The organism is Pedobacter sp. L105 (assembly GCF_009765875.1).
Taxonomy (GTDB): Bacteria; Bacteroidota; Bacteroidia; order Sphingobacteriales; family Sphingobacteriaceae; genus Pedobacter.
The window spans coordinates 402,347-420,714 of sequence record NZ_LMUP01000014.1 but is presented as its reverse complement, the minus strand read 5'-3'; the positions used below and the strand labels follow the sequence as shown (position 1 = coordinate 420,714).

Below are 18,368 nucleotides of genomic sequence, written 5' to 3'. Positions count from 1 at the left end.
TTAAAGTGTAAATATTTGAGTCATTAACATCCATTTTTCTCCCGGTTTTGCACCTGGCAAAGCCTGCTGATATTTCCACATCAGTGTTTCCCACTCCTGCACTTTTTCGTTCTCTGCATCCATCAGTGATTTCTGCTGAAAACTAAAGCTGTCATTTACTTCCATGATCATCAACAAGCGGTTGGCGAAGCGGTAGATCTGCATCGCTTCAATGCCCGAATTGATAATACTGGAATGGATTTCCGGCCATATCTCTTTGTGCAGCTCTTCATATTCCCTTATCAGTTCGGGGTTATCTATTAAATCGAGTGTAAAACAGTACCTGTTCATATCTGGTTTTTAAAATATACATCACTTAAATTTTAATAGCCTATATGGCCTTAATTCATTTGGTGATGTAAATTTGGTTATTCAAAGAAAGGCAATTTTGATTTTATTTATTTTATCATTTAAACGAAACATTAAATGATTTTGGCATATTTACCATTTATCTGTATTCATTTGTAACAATTATCAACAACAATGAAACCACAACTGCTAAAAGTATCAACTAATCCAATTCATTCTTTCAGCGCCAGGCAGGACAATGTTCCCTATATCAATAACCGCTGGCACTACCATACTGAAGTAGAACTGATTCATTTTAAGCGGGGAAACGGTACGCAGTTTATTGGTGACAGCATTAAGCGGTTCCGCTCGGGAGATGTGGTGTTGATTGGCGCAAATCTTCCGCATTACTGGAGATTTGACGATGTCTATTTCGACGAACAGGTAAATACTACTGCCGATGTACGTGTAATTCACTTTAATGAGAATTTCTGGGGCGATACTTTTTTAAATCTACCTGAGAACAAGCTAATTAGGAGCACGCTGGAAAAAGCGAGAAGAGGTATACAGATAGGCGGACAGGTAAAAAATGATATCGGTGCGATCCTGGAACAGCTGTTACAGTCGGAAGGCACAAAAAAAATCATCCTCCTGATGGAAGCACTAACGAGTATAGGAAATTGCAGTCAGCTAAAGCTGCTTTCTTCTATGGGCTTTAAACATAATTTTGAAGAGACAGAGAACGACAGGATCCATGCGATTTATGAATTTTCACTGGCAAATTTTAAACGTAAGATCCAGACACAGGAAGTAGCTGATATAGCCAATGTGAGTGTCAATTACTTTTGCCGGTATTTTAAAACCAGAACTAGAAAAACCTATTCTCAGTTCATCAATGAAATAAGAATAGGTCATGCTTGTAAACTCCTGATTGAGAACAAGATCAATGTGAAGCAAATCTGTTATGAAAGCGGCTTTTATAATTTCGCCAGTTTCCATAAATACTTCAAGTCTATTACCCATAAAAGCCCGCTCAATTATCAGCGTGAATTTTTGAACGAGCGGAAAGATATCGCTTCTTATTCCCTGACGGGGATTTGATTATTTCTTTTTTGGAACCTTAGCACCTTCTTTCCTGGCTTCTGAAAGGCCAATAGCGATAGCCTGTTTTTTAGAGGTAACCTTTTTGCCGCTTCCTGATTTCAGCTTGCCATCTTTCATTTCATGCATGGTTTCTTCTACTTTTTCACCTGCTTTTTTCGAGTACTTAGCCATAATAGTATTTTTTAATTGATCTGCTGAAGAACAAACCAGCTAAGCACCGGTTTTGATTTTTTTAAATTTTCTGTGTAGTGGAATATGAAACATGATATTATTCCAAATCTTTATTAATATCTATTAAATTAATTATATTTAATTATAATGCAATTTAATTTGCTTATTAAAATACTACAACTTATTTTTGTTGATGTTATTACCTGTACCAGCAAAACCACCCCGTTACATTGACCCACTCTCTGATTTTGGGTTTAAGTATTTATTTGGAAATGAAAGACACAAAGAGATTATGATTGGTTTTTTGAATGCGTTGTTCAAAGGGCAGAAAATGATCACTGATATCTCCTATCAAACAACAGAGTATGGAGGGGATTATGTGGAATTGAGGAAAGTGTTTTTCGATTTAAGCTGTATCACACAGGACGGAGAATGTTTTATCCTGGAGATGCAACGCCGGGAGCAGGAATATTTTAAGGACAGATGTATTTATTATGTCTCCCGTAAGATCAACCAGCAGTTAAGAAGAGGGAAATCAAACTGGGATACGAAATTAAAGGGAGTATATCTTATTGGGCTGCTTGATTTCCGTTTTAAGGATAGTCAGGATGGTCAATATATAAGTGATCATTTGATTACCAATGCGGATACAGGAGCTATATTTTATCAAAAATTAGGATTTAAATTTTTGGAGCTGCCTAATTTCACGAAAAGTGAGAAAGAGATTATTACTCCATTGGATCAATGGGTTTATGTATTAAAAAACATGTCCCGTTTAAAGGAGATACCCTCTTTTTTGAACGAACCTGTTTTTGAGGAAATTTTTAAACTAGCAGAAATTAGTAATTTAACAAAGGAGGAACGTATGTTATATGAATCAGGTTTGAAGGCTAAATGGGATTATGATAACACTATAGCTTTTGCAAGGGAAGAAGGAATTGAAAAAGGCAAGTACGAGGAGAAAAAAAATACTGCTATGAAATTAAAAGAAATGGGGATGCCCATTGATAGCATTATAAAAATCACGGGGTTTACCGATAAAGAGATTGAACAATTATGAGTTTATACGAATCAGGTTTGAAGGCTAAATGGGATTATGATAACACTATAGCTTTTGCAAGGGAAGAAGGAATTGAAAAAGGAGTTGAAAAAGGCAAGTATGAAGAGAAAAAAAATACTGCTATAAAATTAAAAGAAATGGGGATGCCTATTGATAGGATTATAAAGATCACTGGCCTTACTGCTAAAGAAATTTAACTGTTCTAATTTTAATGAAATAAATATTAATCATCTGCTACATGTGGCAATAGTTAAAATAACAAGGAAAACATAGAATAAAAAAAAGGCCCTTTTATCTTGGTAAGATTCGTCAAACTACAAGTAATAGTAATATTATAAAATCAAATAGTTCAAAATTTATAATCTATTCATATTATTTATAGATTTGATCAATAAAGACCATAATGTATCAGAATATTTTCCATAATGCAGAAGATACAGAACTTTTGCTTCAACTAAGCAAGGGAAATAAGGGTGCATTTGATATTTTATATGACAAATACTGGAAACAAGTCTTCAATTCTGCCTATAAACGTTTGAATGATATAGATTATGCTAAAGACATCGCTCAAGATGTTTTTGTACAGTTATGGATAAGAGGTAACAAGTCTCCAATAGAAAATCTTCCCGCCTATCTGTTTGTAGTTGCCCGGAATAGTGTCTTCAAACATCTTGAAAAAGAAAGCCGTTATAGTGCAATACCAGATATGGCACAGCATATCGAAGACCCGCTCAACAGAGCAGATGCAGAGGTGCTTTACGACGAGTTCCTCACAGCTTTTAATCAGCTGATTGATCAGCTGCCAACCCAGCAGCGCATCATTTTCAAAATGCGTTTTGAAGAAGATTTGAGCAGTCAGCAAATTGCAGATATATTGCAGATCTCTCCAAAAACAGTCAGGAATCAATTGGGCAAAGCCCTTTCTACATTAAGAGCATCACTTTTAATGATTTATCTGATTTTATTCTTCTACCAGGGAAAATAGTTTATCTGGTCTACAAAGAAAAGTATATCACCTTAATTACCTAATGAATTTATTTTTAAACACCTCGATTTCCGGGCAATTTGAAAAGAAATAAAAATATTATTCATCCGGATGGGCTATTTCACATTTCAGCACTCATGTATATATAAAGCAAGCAATGGAAGATGTTCACAAACAATATTTTTTAACAATTTTAAAAAAATATAGGCAAGGAAACGCAACCAGGGAAGAGATAAAATTCCTGGAAACATACTATGACCTGTTTGAGGTCAATGAGGATTTGATCAATGAAATAAATGAAGAAGTATATATTACTTTAAAAGATCAGATTAAAAAATCAATTGACATAAATATCCAAAGCCAATCCAGACAAACCCGCATTAAAAAGCTAATGCCGGTATGGCTAAAATACAGTGCCGCTGCTTTGGTGCTGATTGTTTTTTCTCTTTCGGGTTATTTTATACTTCACTCTTCGGAAAAGCACAACCTGAGTGCCCGGAATATTTTACCAGGAGGCAATAAAGCTGTCCTCACCCTTTCCAATGGAAAAAAGATCATCCTGGATAATGCTGCCAGGGGCCAGATTGCCACCCAATCCGGAATAAATATTACAAAAACAGCCAGTGGACAGATTACTTACACCTTAACCGCCGATAATAACAAAAATGCTGATAGAGTTAATAATACCATTTCTACACCTAAAGGCGGACAATACCAGGTTATCCTTCCTGACGGAACCAGGGTGTGGCTCAATGCAGCTTCTTCCCTGAGTTATCCCGCTTCATTTCATGGGGATGAACGCATGGTTAAACTTAATGGTGAAGCTTATTTTGAAGTAACAAAGAATAAAAAAATGCCTTTTAAGGTACAATCGGGGCTACAGGTGATTGAGGTGCTGGGTACCCACTTTAATGTGAATGCTTACACTGACGAGAATGACATTAAGACTACCCTGCTGGAAGGTTCAGTGAAAGTTTCATCAGGAAACCGCACAGGACTCCTTATTCCGGGACAGCAGTCGCTGGTCAATAGAAAAGATCCCGGAAATATATTAACCAGGATGGTAAATACAGAAAAAGAGACAGCCTGGAAAAACGGGGTATTTTCTTTTGCCGGTGATGATCTAAAATCAATTATGCGCCAGGTTTCCCGTTGGTATGATGTAAATGTGATTTACACAGGACCATTGACCGATGAAAAATACTTTGGGGAAATTTCCAGAAAAAGCAATTTATCTGATGTCATTAAAATACTTGAACTCAATAATCTCCATTTTGAGATAGATGGAAAAACGATAAAGATATCCGCTAACCAGGGATATAGCCAAAAGCACAACTAAACAATTAACTGAATTTATAACCTAAAAATATTTTATGATTAGAAAGCTACGCTAAAGAAGACCAAAAAAATCTAGAAAAACCGGAGGTATCTCACTACCTCCGGCAAAAAAAGGTCGGCAGCAGTAGACGATGAAATCCGGCTGCCTTTATTTAACCCATTCCTATCCCAAAAGTATGAAATTAACTTTTCTTTACAACCCCGTATGCCTTATGCGGAGGGTAAAGTATAAACTCTTTTTAGTCATGAAGTTGACTGCTATTTTATTATTGATTGGCACCATGCACTTAGCTGCAGCCAGTTACGGTCAGCGTGTTACAATAACCAGAAGTAATACGACGCTTGAAACAGTCTTTAAAGACATCAAGCAACAAACCGGCTTTTTATTTTTTTATAACGGACAGGTAAATACCACCAGTCACCTCCTTTCTGTAGACCTGAAAAACGTTCCGATAGAAGAAGCATTGGACAAGTGTCTGATAGACCAGGAGCTTACCTATACGATTGTAAATAAAACCATCGTGATCAGAAACAAATTGCTTGCTTCCACCCCTGTAATGTCGGTAACTAACCAAAGCCAGACCACAGGTAAAGTAGTAGAAGGCGATACCAGAAACCCGGTCCCCGGTGTAAACATTGTGCTGAAGAACAATAAAACGATCCACACGCAATCCAATGACAAAGGTGAGTTCACTATTGCAGCTGCTCCGGGCGACATTCTTCAATTTACCTATATCGGTTTTAAACCCAAAGAGCTTAAGGTAATTGATACAAAATTCATTATCGTTAACCTTGAACCACAGGTAAATGCGATGAATGACGTAGTGGTTACCGGTTATCAGACCATAAAAAAAGAAACCTATACAGGAAATGCGATCACTATTACGGGAGATGAACTAAAACGTTTAAACCCGCAGGATATCATTAAAAGTATAGCCTCTTTTGATCCTTCATTTAAGATCCTCGACAATAACCTGCTGGGTTCTGATCCCAATGCTTTGCCTAAAATTAATGTGCGCGGGGCTACTACCCTTCCTCCCCTGCAAAATAATATTTTAGACAAGAACAATCTTTCCAGCTCCTATAACCTGCCCGCCTTTATACTGGACGGTTTTGAAGTTACGCTGGAAAAAGTAACAGACATGGATATCAACAGGATAGCCAGCATTACAATTTTAAAAGATGCTGCAGCTACCGCTGTTTACGGATCAAGGGCCGCCAATGGAGTGATTGTAATTACCACTAAAACCCCAATTCCCGGAAAATTACAGCTCTCTTATAATTATGAGCTCAACATTACGGCTCCCGATCTTTCCGGCTACCATATTCTAAATGCCTCGCAAAAACTGCAATATGAAAAACTTGCGGGCTTATATACAACCACTACAAATGATGCTTACAGTCAGGATCAGTTAGATGCAATATATTACAGTAAGCTAAAAAATGTAGTGAGTGGTGTAAATACCTACTGGCTATCACAGCCGCTGCAAAATACATTTGGCGAAAAACATTCACTTTCTGCACAGGGCGGCGACTCTACTTTTAGATATGGTGTGGATTTGCGCTATCAGACTTCTCCAGGCGTAATGAAAGGTTCTGCACGAAACCGCTATAGTACAGGTATAAATTTCAATTACAACCCCAACTCCAAGATCTTATTTAAAAATGAGATTACGGTAACCCAGGTGAATGCCAAAGTTTCAAATTACGGCGATTTCTCTACTTATGCAACGATGAACCCTTATTATCCAAAAACGGATAGCGTGGGAAATATCATCAGGGAAATTGCAAACTGGAAAGTAGACACCCACCAGTCGGGTAGTGACCAATACAAAAATCAGGCGGTTTATAATCCGCTGTTTGAAGCCAGTTTAGGAAATTTTAATAAATCTTCGAACCTGGAGCTGATTGATGCTTTCTCTGCTGACATGAAGATCACTCCTTCTTTAAGGCTAAAAGGCTTGATGAGCGTAACCAAAACCAAATATACTTCAGATGTTTTTGTTTCTCCACTCAGCAATACTTTTTATAATGACCCCGATGTAGAGATCCAGAATAGAGGAAGTTATACTTATGCCAGTAATGATAGTTTTGGCCTGGATGGAAACATCACCCTGTTATACAATAAGCAGATCAAAGATAATTACTTCAACCTTGCACTGGGGAGCAATATCATTTCCAGAAAAGACGACGACAAAGCATTTGAAGCCACAGGTTTTGCAAACGACAGATTTACAAACATTGGTTTTGCAAGAACTTATCTTCCTGATTCTGCACCTGCAGGTGATGTAATTTTAAACAGGTCCATTGGAAATTTTTTCTCAGGTAATTATTCTTATAAAAACAAATACCTGCTTGATGCTTCATTTAGGCTGGATGGCTCGTCGGCTTTTGGTGCCAACAGCAGATTTGCCCCTTTCTGGGCGACAGGTATAGGCTGGAACATGCATAAAGAAGATTTTATGAAAGAATTCCCTGTCATTTCTAAATTTAAACTGAGTGCCAGCGCCGGGGAAACAGGATCCGTTTCTTTTCCGGCCTACTTATCAAAATCTATTTATTCTTACCAGACTTCTAATTGGTATTCAACAGGTATAGGTGCTGTAGTAGATGGTTATGGCAATGAAAATCTGCAATGGCAAAAAACCACCAATTACGATGTGGGACTTGACCTGGGGTTATTTCACGATCGCTTTTTAATTACCCCACGGTATTATTATAAGCTCACCAAAGGGCTTTTAACGGACATTAACCTCGCTCCTTCCACAGGATTTACTACCTATAAAGATAACCTGGGCAACATCGCCAACAAAGGATATGAGATCTACCTCACCTGGAATGCATATCGTGCAAAAGACTGGAACATCAATATCACAGGAAATCTGGCACACAATACCAATAAACTGGTTAAAATAGCCAACTCTTTAAAAGCATATAACCAAAGTATAGACGATTTTCAGTCCAATCCGGATAATAATGTAGAGTCTAGCCCGCTATTGCGCTACAATGAAGGTCAATCACTCAATACCATCTATGCAGTAAAATCAATGGGAATAGACCCTCAAAATGGTAAAGAGATCTATGTAAAGAAAGATGGAAGCTTAACCTATGTATATGACATTAAAGATACCGAGCCCGTAGGAGATACGACTCCTAAAGCAGAAGGTTATTTTGGAACAAACATTACCTATAAACAATTCATGCTGAGCCTGAGCTTTTACTATCGCTTTGGTGGCGATTTGTACAATCAGACGCTGGTAGACCGCGTGGAAAATGCTGATCCGCGGGGTAATGTTGACAGCAGGGCGCTCGATCAGAAATGGATTAATCCGGGAGATATTACTTTTTATAAGAACATTGCCGACCTAAGCCCTACTTATGCTTCCTCACGTTTTGTACAGAAGGATAACCAGCTGAATCTGCAATCCGTTTATCTATCCTACGATTTCAAAAAGGCCACCGCAAAAAAATTCGGTTTTATGGGTCTCAGGGCTGCAGTCACCACAAATGATGTGCTCCACTTTTCCAGCATTGATATGGAAAGAGGAATTGATTATCCCTATGCAAGAAGCTGCACATTTTCTTTACAAGCCACATTTTAACTATTTAAAAGATGAAGAAGTTTATTTATATAATCGCACTGCTGACAGTTTTTACTTCCTGCAAAAAATTCCTGGATGTAAAACCGGAGTCCCAGATAGATAAAGACCAATTATTTAGTACGGAAGAAGGGTTTAAAGAAGCACTCAACGGCGTATATACCTTCTGTGCTTCACAAAATCTGTATGGAGGGAACCTTACTTTTAGCACGCTGGATATCATGGCGCAGAACTATGATTTTTCTACCAATGCCATCCTCCAGAAAGTTGCTAGTTTTGATTATACCGATCCTGGTACTATCGCTAAAAAGGATACGGTATGGGCAAATGCTTATCGCGGAATTGCCAATTGTAATAACATACTGGGAACCATTGACAGCAAGAAAGCACTGTTTACCGCTAATAATTATCAAATTATTAAGGCTGAAGCGTTAACGATAAGAGCATACCTTCATTTTGATATACTGCGTATGTTTGCCCCCTCCTATAAAAGCAACCCATCCGCCAAAGCGATCCCCTATGTGACTACTGTAATCAATAAAACTATACCCTTTTCTACCGTTACGCAAACGCTGGACCTGATTATTGCCGACCTGAACAATGCCAAAATTCTATTAAAGGAAACAGACCCTATCGTTTCTTCTTCTTACATTGTAGGTTATCCTGATGACCCGCTCAATACCGAAGTAACGAATCCTGATCTTTTCCTGCAAAACAGGCGCCACAGGATGAATTACTATTCTGTTTGCGGGGAGCTGGCCAGGGTATACTTATATAAAAACGATCTAACCAATAGCTTGTCAAATGCCCAGGAAGTAATTAATTCTACCAAATTTCCCTGGACGGCAGAGGCCGATTTCTTTCAAAAAGACAATACCAAGATTGACCGTATCTGTTATAAAGAACTGATCAGCGCATGGTACATTCCGCAGAGCAAAATTGAATTGGAAGGGTTGTTTACAAATGCTAATCCTGACTACAGTGCCACCACTTCTCAAATTGAAGATATTTATGAAAAGGCGCAATCCGGGGCAGACGACTGGAGATTTAAGCAATGGTTCCTGAAAACAACTTCCATAACCGGAGGACCGGAACGTTCCATGTTACAGAAATATGTAAATAACACGACTCCTGTAGTAAATCTTTATCCATTGGTTGCACCAGCCATCCGCCTTACAGAAATGTATTATATCGCCGCTGAAGCCAGCTTTGAGAGTAATCCGGAGATGGCCATGAATTATTACAATACGGTACGTTTGCATCGGGGTATTGGTGCTACGGTAACAGGCTTAACAGATAAACAGCAATTGATTGAGCTGCTGCTCATAGAGGCACGAAAAGAATTTTATGGTGAGAGTCAGATTCTTTTTATGTACAAACGCCTGAACCACGCTGTCAAGGTTTCTTCCACTCAGGTTATCCCTGCCTCTGATAACATATTTGTGTTCCCACTTCCAATTGATGAACAGGCTTACCGAAACAATTAACGCAATCTTTATGAAACGAAATTTATTTTTTATCCTTTTGGCCACTGCAATGCTGTTTGCCTGTAAAAAAGATACTAAACTCACTTATAACTCGCCCGATAATATCTATTTAAATTATCTGGATAAAAATGGAAACCAGGATACAACGAGTTTGACTTATTCTTTCGCCTATACACAGGGCGTGGTAAGGGACACCATATGGCTGCCTGTTATCCTTTCCGGAAAACATGCCGACCATGACAGAAAATTCGCTATCGATGTAGTGGATTTGGCGACAACAGCAATCAGCGGCTTGCATTATGAACCGTTAAAATCTTTTTATATCCTGCCAAAAGATTCAGGAACTGTTCGTGTACCGCTTATTCTTAAAAATACAGATGCAGCATTAATGAACAAATCTGTTTCACTTACAGTACGTGTATCCGGGGGAGAAGATTTTAAAACCAATTTACCGGTTAGTGTCAGAACAAAAGAGATCATCTTTTCTAATCGGCTGGAAGAACCCATCTGGTGGAAATTCTGGGCGCAGTTAGGTACCTATAGCCGGGTGAAACATCAGCTTTTCCTCATTTCATCAGGAACTACCGACTTGATAGATCCCAGTCAGCCTGATGCTTATCTGCAAATCCCGAGAGTCCTGTATTATCTGGAAAACACCCGAGTATTCCTTACCTATCCGTTCGACTGGGTGAAAGAAAACCCTCAAAAGGGCTATGTGCTAACCCAAAGAAACGATGGAACAGGAGATTATGATTTTTATAATACGAGCACCCCTACTGTTAAGTTTTATCTGAAATTTTTCAGCCAGGCCGGCGTATACGTTTTCATTGATGAAAACGGGAACCAGGTGACAATGTAAATCAATCTAAAACCAAGACCATGAAATGTAAACCTATATTTATCTGTGTATTTTTCTCCCTTTTCTTATATGCCTGTAAAAAAGATCTCGGTAATTACACGTATTCTCCCCCTTCACAACCAGTTGTTGCAAACTTTCAGGATTCAACCTTTAATGCTTTAGTGGGCGATTCACTGATTCTAAAACCTAAAGTGACACTTGCAGGGGCTAACCCTTTGACCGACCTGACCTTTTTATGGGCGATAGATGTAACAGAAGAAGCCAGAACTGCAACCTACACAGGTTATCCATTGAGGATGCTTTATAACTTAAGTCCTAAACTCAGGACAGCCAAACTGACCATTACGGATAAGAGAAACGGGATAAAGTACTTTATTCCGTTTAACATCCTGGGAAATACGCAATTTTCGGTTGGCACAACTGTGCTGAGTGTACAGAACGGGGTAACTAAATTATCGTTCGTTAAGCCCGACAATACAATCCTTCCTGATCTGTATTTCGCTTTGAATGGTACAACTTTACCATCCAATCCCATACAGCTATTTCCAAAACCACTGGCTTATCAGCCAGGCACAGCAGAAAATTACTGGGTGATCTGTAATGATCCCGCAAAAAGCAGTGTGGTTATTGATGGGAGTACAATGCTCAGAAAGAATTATTTTACCGATCAATTTTTTAGTCCTCCTACCTCGCTGGTTACTACTTATTTTGAAGCAGCATTAGGTTATCCAACCGGGGTGATCAATGATAAATTGTATGTCAGCATCACTTCTACTGCACCTTTTGCGCCCGACTTCGGTAAATTTGCCAACCCACAATCCGGAAATTATACTTTATCCAGATACTATGTACATACTGCTAATTTTTATTTCGGTTTTGATAACACAGCCAAAGCATTTATTTCTTTTGATTCTGGTGGCAATTATATGGGTACTGATTATACGGTTAGTGGAAATGCCTTTGACCCTAAAAATATTGGCACTGGTGATCTGATCTTTATGCAACCTGTATCGGGTATATCTTACGCATTTTTCAAAGATGCTACAGGCGTACTTAATGAACTGTCTTTCAACTTGAACATGGACGACTATAACAACAGGGCGATCAATCCATTATACAAACGTGTATTTGCAGGTGCCTCCCTGGTGCAGCCCGATACTAAATGGCAACAGTCGGTAGTAGACGTGTTTTATTTCACCTCCAATGATAAGATTTACCGCTATAATCCGCTTAACCAGGATCTGAAGCCACTGGATGCCAATTTCGGAGGTAAAAAGGTAACCATGATCAAACTTAGTGCTGATGGCAAAATGCTTACAGCCGGGGTAGATGGTGCATTGATAACCCTGGATGTTAGTGTAGGAAAAAATGGGACTGTTACTAAAACAGTAAATGGCATTCCCGGAACACCGATTGATATTTTTATTAATAAATAAACTACATTAAACTTGTAATAAAAAAGACCAGCGCTTCAGTAGGCGCTGGTCTTTTTTATTACAAGTTTAAATTTTTATTTCATACTAGTAAGCGTTTCTTTCAACTGTTTAACAGCCGGAGAAGAGCTTGGTGGAGAATTAAAGATCGCGTGTGCGCTCATTGCTTTTTTATAAAAATATTGATCTGCTTCTGCATCGAAATTCAAAGATGCACCATTTAGGGTAATACCAGCAAAAAGTCCTTTACTGCGTGAATACGAATACACTTCAGCTTCCAGTTTATAATCTGTATTTGCTGTAGAGCTTCTGCCTACAGGTCCTGCTGCAACGGATAAGTCACCACCAAGGGTAAAGCTGCTTTTCTTAATTTCTGTAAGTGTACTTCTATGTCTAAAGACCAATACAAGATCAACCGACTGAACACCGATCTGTGCACCTATACTCCCACCTGTCATGGTAACAAAAACGGGATTGCTCCAGCTTCCATCAGGCATTTTAACAACCGCAATACCTTTCCCTCTTTTTCCTCCTACTACAAAGCCTGCATTAATTAATTTAGGAATAACAATGATTCCCTGGGTCACGGCTAATAATTCTGAAGGTATGGATTCCTTCATTTTACTAAACTGGGTAAGCACCTCAGTTGATGACTCAATTTTCTTTTGTTCTTTGTCCTGGGCATTTACTGAAAGGCCAAGAAAAAGCCCGGCACAGATAAACAGGATTCCTTTAATTTTTGTGATTTTCATAGCTTGATTATTTAGTTCATTAACACTGAAGTATAACTTCTTGTTTTTCCAAACAAAATAAAAGCCAGAATTGACCGCTAAAAAACAAAAATTAATTTGATAATTCTGACAGACAATTCTGGCTCAACGGCTCTGATAAATTCATAACTGAACCAGGGGCACTTAACACCTCTTGTACCTGGTTAAAATCTTACCTGGCGTCAGGCTTTTGGAACACGCCGGTAGTTGTAGCTGTCGTGGTGGTAATAGGGTCGGAAAAATTTTGCCGACTATTTTCTGATTTTGAAAATTGGAACACTGGTTTAATTTCCAATTTTAATGATTTTTCTAGTGATTTTTTCATGATGTATAGTTTTGGTATACATCAAGTTTAAGTGTGGCTCAGCGTATTATAAAAGTTATTACACGAACTGCCATAACACCGTGGTAAATCAAGTTATTATCCCTTATATTTGAATATATGATTTTCGCAAAATCCATTAAAACTGCCAGATTCTATCGTATAAGTGCCTTAGTCTGGACGCTGTTTATCTTGTATGAAACGCTCATTACTTACTTTATTGCCAGAAAATTTGGTGCATTTGGTGACTATGTAAATTCATATATGGTAAACATTCTGATATTTTACGTTAACGCGAATATCGTATTACCATATTCTTATAAAAAACCAAAGTATATCCTGTTCTTGTTGATCTTGCTGGAATTTGTATTAAGCACGCTGTTTAAATTTGCTATGGTTGCAGGATTTCTTTATTTAGGGCTCACCCATGAAAATCCGTTTAACGACCTTGTTCTTTTAATTACCAAATCAACCTGGAGATTTATATACTTTATGGGTTTAAGTACAGGATACTGGTTTGCATTGAATATCATCGTTCAGCGGAAAGAGATTTCAGATTTGGAAAATAATAAATTGGTAAATGAGTTGAATAAGCAGCAACTGGAGAAAAAATTGGTGGATTCTGAAGTCGCTTATTTAAAGTCACAAATTAATCCACATTTTTTATTCAATACCCTTAATTTTCTATACAACTCATCAATTAGAACCTCTCCGGAGTTGTCTAAGCCCATTCTTCTCCTGGCAGACATCATGCGCTATGCATTAACCGAAACACCCCAGAACGGGAAGGTTGACCTGAGTGATGAAGTTGAGCAGATTATATCGTTCATTGCAATCAATCAATATAGATACGACCATAATTTAAATTTATCTTTTGATATATCAGGAGATTCAGGTGATTTTAAAATATTGCCTTTAATTCTCTTAACCCCGGTTGAAAATATATTTAAATATGCCGATCTTAAAAGTGCAGAGTATCCTGCAAAAATAAAACTGGAACTGATTAATAATCAACTCCAGTTCATGATCAGCAACAAAAAATTAAAGACCAGAAGGGCAGTAAAAAGTCACGGAATAGGGCTAAAAAATTTAAAATTACGTCTGGATACATATTATCCCAATACACATCATATTGATATATCAGAAAATGATGACCAATATATTTTTGAACTCCAATTAACTTTATAAGTTTATGTATAAATGTTATATAATTGACGATGAGTCACATGCTATCGATACCCTAAAAAGGTATGCCCTGGATTGCGGGCAATTGGAAATTGTAGGATTTTCACAGAATCCAATTGAAGCTGTTAAATTTATAAATGAACATAAAAACATAGACATCACTTTTCTGGATATTGACATGCCTGAAATATCTGGTTTGGATGTGGCAGATCTGATTTATAAAAATACGGCAATCATTTTTACCACAGGTCATGCTGGTTATGCCGTACAGGGATTTGAGAAGAATATTTCGGATTTCATGCTTAAACCAATTTCTTTTGAACGTTTTCTAAAATCGCTGACAAAAGTGATTGATAAACTGGAACACCAGGTGGCGATAGAAGAGCCAAAAGATGATGCTTACTTTTTCGTTAACCCTGGTATAAAAGGAAAAATGCTTAAGATCAACTTCGATGACGTAGAATATGTAGAAGGGCTTAACAACTACGTTGTTATCCATACGCCTCAAAATAACCAGATTATCTACCTGACGATGAAAGAGATAGAGTTAGGGCTCTACCCGGAAAGATTTGTCAGGATACACAAGTCCTACATCGTTAACATTGATAAAGTAACCATGATGGAGGGAAACAAAATCATGGTAGATAAAGCTATATTACCTATCGGATCTTCCTACAAGGATAAACTATTAAAGAAAATCGGTAATTACACCATTAAGACACATCGCTCGTAGTATAATTCAGATAAGCCTGGTGTTTTTTCATAAAATGATAGACCAAATATTCGTATTCTCTTGAATTGTGTTCAAATATCCGGTTGATATGCATATGGACCAGATTGATCAGCAAATTATAACGTTTAGTACTTCCCCAACCCAAAGTTCTTTCGTTTAGCTCTTCCAGGAGTTGCTCATAATAAAAAGAAGTTTTTTGTTTTTTATGTCCCGCCGCCAATAAGCCATAACTGATCAGCTCTTTTTGGAAATTCCTGTATTTCACGTCTAATTTGCGCACAACTTCCTTTTCCCTGCTAAATTCAGCAGAAACATTATTCAATACATCGTTCAAAAAATTGTTACGCCCAGTTTTATCCGGCACAAAATAATGAATTAATTGAAGACTGGTATGTACCGCAAAACTCAATTTAAAAGAGGAACTAAGCTCATGGTGTTTGAAAGCTGAAAGAATAAATTCACTGTCCCTGTAAAAAAAAGATTCCACTGCATCAATTAATACTGGCGAATATTTTTCCAGCTCTCTTTGATAAGTATCCAATATCACATCAGCTATTTTCCCTTCTTTGCTCCAGGGATGAAATTTGTGGATCAGCTCATTCTGTAGTGCATGGCAAGGCTTTCCTCCTGTAAAAAACCTTAGTCTAAGGTGATGCCCATGATCTTCATAACGAATAAAAAACCATTTAAAACCAGGATTATCTTTTTTGTATTTTTTTACAACAGGCAGCACAAGATTTATCAGAATCTCGTTAGTTAATGAATAATGGGCATATATTTTAATATATATCCATTCCTGGCCAGGCAAAAAGGAACGTTTTACCTTCAAAAGATCCCTCGTGGACTTCAGGATTTGGCTCATGGGTAGGTGATATGATTTTGTTTGGTTGATGGCACAGGCCAACAGCTGACTGGCATAGGGCCTACCTTCCGCGTCTTTCAGATTAGCATTTTTTGCATATACATGCTCCATCAAAGTAACTGTTTTTTTACCCTTTACAGATTTTTTGAAGATTTCAAAATCATCTTTACTGTGTTGATTGAAAACAAGGAAATTATCTCCCTCATGCAGGCTGAAATGTTCAGGGATATTCAATTCTAAGACTGAAAAGCCATCCTCTTCGACAATTTTTTTTAGTTGATTTTCATTTAAGATCCAGGTAGCCGGACTAACGACCGCATTTCCAAGCTGCACACGTGGATAATATTCCATGCCAGGAAAAAGATTAGCCAGAGAAAATGACAAATTTGATTTAGTCCCCTGAAATTGCAGATCACATAGAAAACGTATAATGGGAATGGTAGAAAGGCGATAGTTATAAGCTGATGAAAGCCTGGGTATTATATATTTATTAAGGCTAACTGATCTTAAAAAGATTCGATTGTCCCTGACAGAGATCACCAGGTCGTTTAGTTTAATGCTATATTTTTCAGTGAGTGTGGCATGTGTCAACACCGGGATTTCATAGGCATAAAAATGTCCCCTCTGGTTAATATTTGATGCCCTGTCATTAGGCGAATAAGCTATTTCAGCAAATAAGAAATCATTATTGATAGCTATTTCCTGCTCACAGATCTTTTTAAGACAGGACTCTGCTTCCGTTCCTGAAGCAGCGAATCTTCCGCTTAACTCAATTCCCGATACACCACCAATGTTGTCTAGCCAAATCTCTTCATCAATACTGCGAAACAAAATGAACATTCCCGGAGGTAAAGGCTGGCCATTTTTTGGAAGATCAGCCAGATCTTCAGGGTTAATCATAATTTTCTCAAAACCAGGCCGACGAAGACTATTCCATTTTTTAAACAGCATCTTTTCTACCGGGCCCCAGCTAGCACTGGTTTGTCTTTCCTCTTTACTTCTGATATCATCAATAAAATCTTCGCTCTGGTTATCAAAAGCAGTAGCCAGATTTTCATAGCCAATACCACATCCAGGATCAAGTACGATCATCAAAGGCATTTCCCGCTGGTCATATTTTTGAAGAAATTCAGTTTTAAATCTGCTCATGGTATCCAGTTCCTGATCCGCAGTTAACTGATTCATCTGATCAAGAAGGGATAGCAGCTCTGATTGCATGCCATGCCGTGCCCCTCCTGAAATATTACGCTGGTATAATGTGTAAGTAGCATTTTCAATATTCCTGTTTATTAACTGTCTGATATGTTCGTTCAAGTCCGGCAAAGATTGATCATGACTATTGAATTTAGCAGTAAAAGAATTTAATAGTTGATGATCAACTTCCGTATAATTATCCAGCATTGATTTGCAACGCACATTATACTGAGGCCCTGTAACGCTGGGCGTTAAGCCGGAAACGATTACCTGACCTTCTAGTAAACTTCTAAAATACTGATAAACGGGGGCCTGGTCACCGTATTCTTCCTTCAAAAAAACAAATATATCATGGAGGGTTTGCCCCTTACCGATAAATCTTAATAATTTATTTAATCCGGGAACTAGTTTCAACTCGACAATAGCAAACTTATTTTGTGCAGAATAGGCCTGGCTAATAAACCTTAGCTTGCTCGCCGTTTGATAAAGCGAATTGTTAGTATAATACTTAACAGATGGAAATTTTTCTGTTTGAAGACTGTTGATATAATTAAATAAGACCTTATAATCAGGATGGATAACCAATTCGTGATGATCATTAAAAGCGAGCCCATCTCCTTGATCTTCAGCCCACCCTGCAGCCGACCAGGAAGAAAAAGAACCATATGGCAGAGACCTGAAACACATACGATTCAAATATTTCCATAAAGTGACTTTAGCTTGAGGACTGATCTGGTGATAATCAAAATCTTTTTTTTTAAGTTCCACGAACAGACTTTGGCTGGCAAAGAAAATACTTGCCCTGAAAAAATCAGTTTTTAATACCTTTTCTAAGAATTGCTGGTTAAAGTTCCCATAGCTGTAAGCAGGTGCTCTGATGAGCAAAAAGGGATCAATAGAAAAATCAGACATGTGAATGGATATTTGACTGTTAATCAT

The 18,368-nt window shown here is 37.8% G+C and carries 16 protein-coding genes; 11 read left to right on the top strand and 5 right to left on the bottom strand.

Features of this window, described 5'->3' with window-relative positions:
* Positions 1 to 330, bottom strand: coding sequence for an L-rhamnose mutarotase (locus GSQ84_RS24885; protein WP_158800077.1), 330 nt, complete (start codon positions 328 to 330; stop codon positions 1 to 3).
* 192 nt (positions 331 to 522) lie between these two features.
* Between GSQ84_RS24885 and GSQ84_RS24880 the strand changes: the two genes are divergently transcribed.
* A complete protein-coding gene (locus tag GSQ84_RS24880; RefSeq protein WP_158800076.1) occupies positions 523 to 1,428 on the top strand; it encodes an AraC family transcriptional regulator in 906 nt (301 codons plus the stop codon).
* Here the strand turns inward: GSQ84_RS24880 and GSQ84_RS27830 are convergent, their stop codons facing one another.
* The gene (locus GSQ84_RS27830; RefSeq protein WP_174238692.1) at positions 1,429 to 1,602 is read right to left on the bottom strand and encodes a DUF6496 domain-containing protein; all 174 of its coding nucleotides are present in this window, start codon (positions 1,600 to 1,602) and stop codon (positions 1,429 to 1,431) included.
* Positions 1,603 to 1,795: 193 nt separating this feature from the next.
* On the opposite strand from GSQ84_RS27830, the gene GSQ84_RS24875 reads away from it, so the two are divergent.
* The 8 genes from GSQ84_RS24875 to GSQ84_RS24840 all read left to right on the top strand — a co-directional run bounded on the left by GSQ84_RS24875 (position 1,796) and on the right by GSQ84_RS24840 (position 12,366).
* Positions 1,796 to 2,662 (top strand): Rpn family recombination-promoting nuclease/putative transposase, encoded by an 867-nt coding sequence (locus GSQ84_RS24875; protein ID WP_158800075.1) that lies wholly within the window; start codon positions 1,796 to 1,798, stop codon positions 2,660 to 2,662.
* Entirely contained in the window at positions 2,659 to 2,859 is a 201-nt protein-coding gene (locus GSQ84_RS24870; protein WP_158800074.1) for a hypothetical protein, read from the top strand. The genes GSQ84_RS24875 and GSQ84_RS24870 overlap by 4 nt, the downstream gene beginning before the upstream one ends.
* A gap of 206 nt (positions 2,860 to 3,065) precedes the next feature.
* Complete coding sequence (locus tag GSQ84_RS24865; protein ID WP_158800073.1) at positions 3,066 to 3,647, top strand: RNA polymerase sigma factor; 582 nt, start codon at positions 3,066 to 3,068, stop codon at positions 3,645 to 3,647.
* Positions 3,648 to 3,804: 157 nt separating this feature from the next.
* The gene (locus GSQ84_RS24860) at positions 3,805 to 4,986 is read left to right on the top strand and encodes a FecR family protein (RefSeq protein ID WP_158800072.1); all 1,182 of its coding nucleotides are present in this window, start codon (positions 3,805 to 3,807) and stop codon (positions 4,984 to 4,986) included.
* A gap of 244 nt (positions 4,987 to 5,230) precedes the next feature.
* Positions 5,231 to 8,587: a SusC/RagA family TonB-linked outer membrane protein gene (locus GSQ84_RS24855; RefSeq protein WP_254070978.1), complete on the top strand. Its 3,357-nt coding sequence runs from the start codon at positions 5,231 to 5,233 to the stop codon at positions 8,585 to 8,587.
* A gap of 11 nt (positions 8,588 to 8,598) precedes the next feature.
* Positions 8,599 to 10,071 (top strand): RagB/SusD family nutrient uptake outer membrane protein, encoded by a 1,473-nt coding sequence (locus GSQ84_RS24850; RefSeq protein ID WP_158800070.1) that lies wholly within the window; start codon positions 8,599 to 8,601, stop codon positions 10,069 to 10,071.
* Positions 10,072 to 10,081: 10 nt separating this feature from the next.
* Positions 10,082 to 10,930, top strand: coding sequence for a DUF4843 domain-containing protein (locus tag GSQ84_RS24845; RefSeq protein WP_158800069.1), 849 nt, complete (start codon positions 10,082 to 10,084; stop codon positions 10,928 to 10,930).
* A gap of 20 nt (positions 10,931 to 10,950) precedes the next feature.
* On the top strand, positions 10,951 to 12,366 hold the full coding sequence (locus tag GSQ84_RS24840) for a PKD-like family lipoprotein (RefSeq protein WP_158800068.1): 1,416 nt from the start codon (positions 10,951 to 10,953) through the stop codon (positions 12,364 to 12,366).
* 74 nt (positions 12,367 to 12,440) lie between these two features.
* Here GSQ84_RS24840 and GSQ84_RS24835 read toward each other — a convergent pair whose 3' ends face one another.
* The gene (locus GSQ84_RS24835) at positions 12,441 to 13,115 is read right to left on the bottom strand and encodes a lipid-binding SYLF domain-containing protein (protein ID WP_158800067.1); all 675 of its coding nucleotides are present in this window, start codon (positions 13,113 to 13,115) and stop codon (positions 12,441 to 12,443) included.
* A 190-nt stretch (positions 13,116 to 13,305) separates the two neighbouring features.
* Entirely contained in the window at positions 13,306 to 13,458 is a 153-nt protein-coding gene (locus GSQ84_RS24830) for a hypothetical protein (RefSeq protein ID WP_158800066.1), read from the bottom strand.
* Positions 13,459 to 13,575: 117 nt separating this feature from the next.
* On the opposite strand from GSQ84_RS24830, the gene GSQ84_RS24825 reads away from it, so the two are divergent.
* Positions 13,576 to 14,643 (top strand): sensor histidine kinase, encoded by a 1,068-nt coding sequence (locus GSQ84_RS24825; protein WP_158800065.1) that lies wholly within the window; start codon positions 13,576 to 13,578, stop codon positions 14,641 to 14,643.
* A gap of 4 nt (positions 14,644 to 14,647) precedes the next feature.
* Entirely contained in the window at positions 14,648 to 15,373 is a 726-nt protein-coding gene (locus tag GSQ84_RS24820) for a LytTR family DNA-binding domain-containing protein (RefSeq protein ID WP_158800064.1), read from the top strand.
* Here the strand turns inward: GSQ84_RS24820 and GSQ84_RS24815 are convergent.
* A complete protein-coding gene (locus GSQ84_RS24815) occupies positions 15,354 to 18,341 on the bottom strand; it encodes a lantibiotic dehydratase (protein ID WP_158800063.1) in 2,988 nt (995 codons plus the stop codon). The genes GSQ84_RS24820 and GSQ84_RS24815 overlap by 20 nt on opposite strands.
* Positions 18,342 to 18,368 lie beyond the last annotated feature (27 nt).

Coding starts and splice junctions, on each gene's coding strand:
- GSQ84_RS24885 (WP_158800077.1), bottom strand. CDS start 330: ATGAACAGGTACTGTTTTACACTCGATTTAATAGATAACCCCGAACTG.
- GSQ84_RS24880 (WP_158800076.1), top strand. CDS start 523: ATGAAACCACAACTGCTAAAAGTATCAACTAATCCAATTCATTCTTTC.
- GSQ84_RS27830 (WP_174238692.1), bottom strand. CDS start 1,602: ATGGCTAAGTACTCGAAAAAAGCAGGTGAAAAAGTAGAAGAAACCATG.
- GSQ84_RS24875 (WP_158800075.1), top strand. CDS start 1,796: ATGTTATTACCTGTACCAGCAAAACCACCCCGTTACATTGACCCACTC.
- GSQ84_RS24870 (WP_158800074.1), top strand. CDS start 2,659: ATGAGTTTATACGAATCAGGTTTGAAGGCTAAATGGGATTATGATAAC.
- GSQ84_RS24865 (WP_158800073.1), top strand. CDS start 3,066: ATGTATCAGAATATTTTCCATAATGCAGAAGATACAGAACTTTTGCTT.
- GSQ84_RS24860 (WP_158800072.1), top strand. CDS start 3,805: ATGGAAGATGTTCACAAACAATATTTTTTAACAATTTTAAAAAAATAT.
- GSQ84_RS24855 (WP_254070978.1), top strand. CDS start 5,231: ATGAAGTTGACTGCTATTTTATTATTGATTGGCACCATGCACTTAGCT.
- GSQ84_RS24850 (WP_158800070.1), top strand. CDS start 8,599: ATGAAGAAGTTTATTTATATAATCGCACTGCTGACAGTTTTTACTTCC.
- GSQ84_RS24845 (WP_158800069.1), top strand. CDS start 10,082: ATGAAACGAAATTTATTTTTTATCCTTTTGGCCACTGCAATGCTGTTT.
- GSQ84_RS24840 (WP_158800068.1), top strand. CDS start 10,951: ATGAAATGTAAACCTATATTTATCTGTGTATTTTTCTCCCTTTTCTTA.
- GSQ84_RS24835 (WP_158800067.1), bottom strand. CDS start 13,115: ATGAAAATCACAAAAATTAAAGGAATCCTGTTTATCTGTGCCGGGCTT.
- GSQ84_RS24830 (WP_158800066.1), bottom strand. CDS start 13,458: ATGAAAAAATCACTAGAAAAATCATTAAAATTGGAAATTAAACCAGTG.
- GSQ84_RS24825 (WP_158800065.1), top strand. CDS start 13,576: ATGATTTTCGCAAAATCCATTAAAACTGCCAGATTCTATCGTATAAGT.
- GSQ84_RS24820 (WP_158800064.1), top strand. CDS start 14,648: ATGTATAAATGTTATATAATTGACGATGAGTCACATGCTATCGATACC.
- GSQ84_RS24815 (WP_158800063.1), bottom strand. CDS start 18,341: ATGTCTGATTTTTCTATTGATCCCTTTTTGCTCATCAGAGCACCTGCT.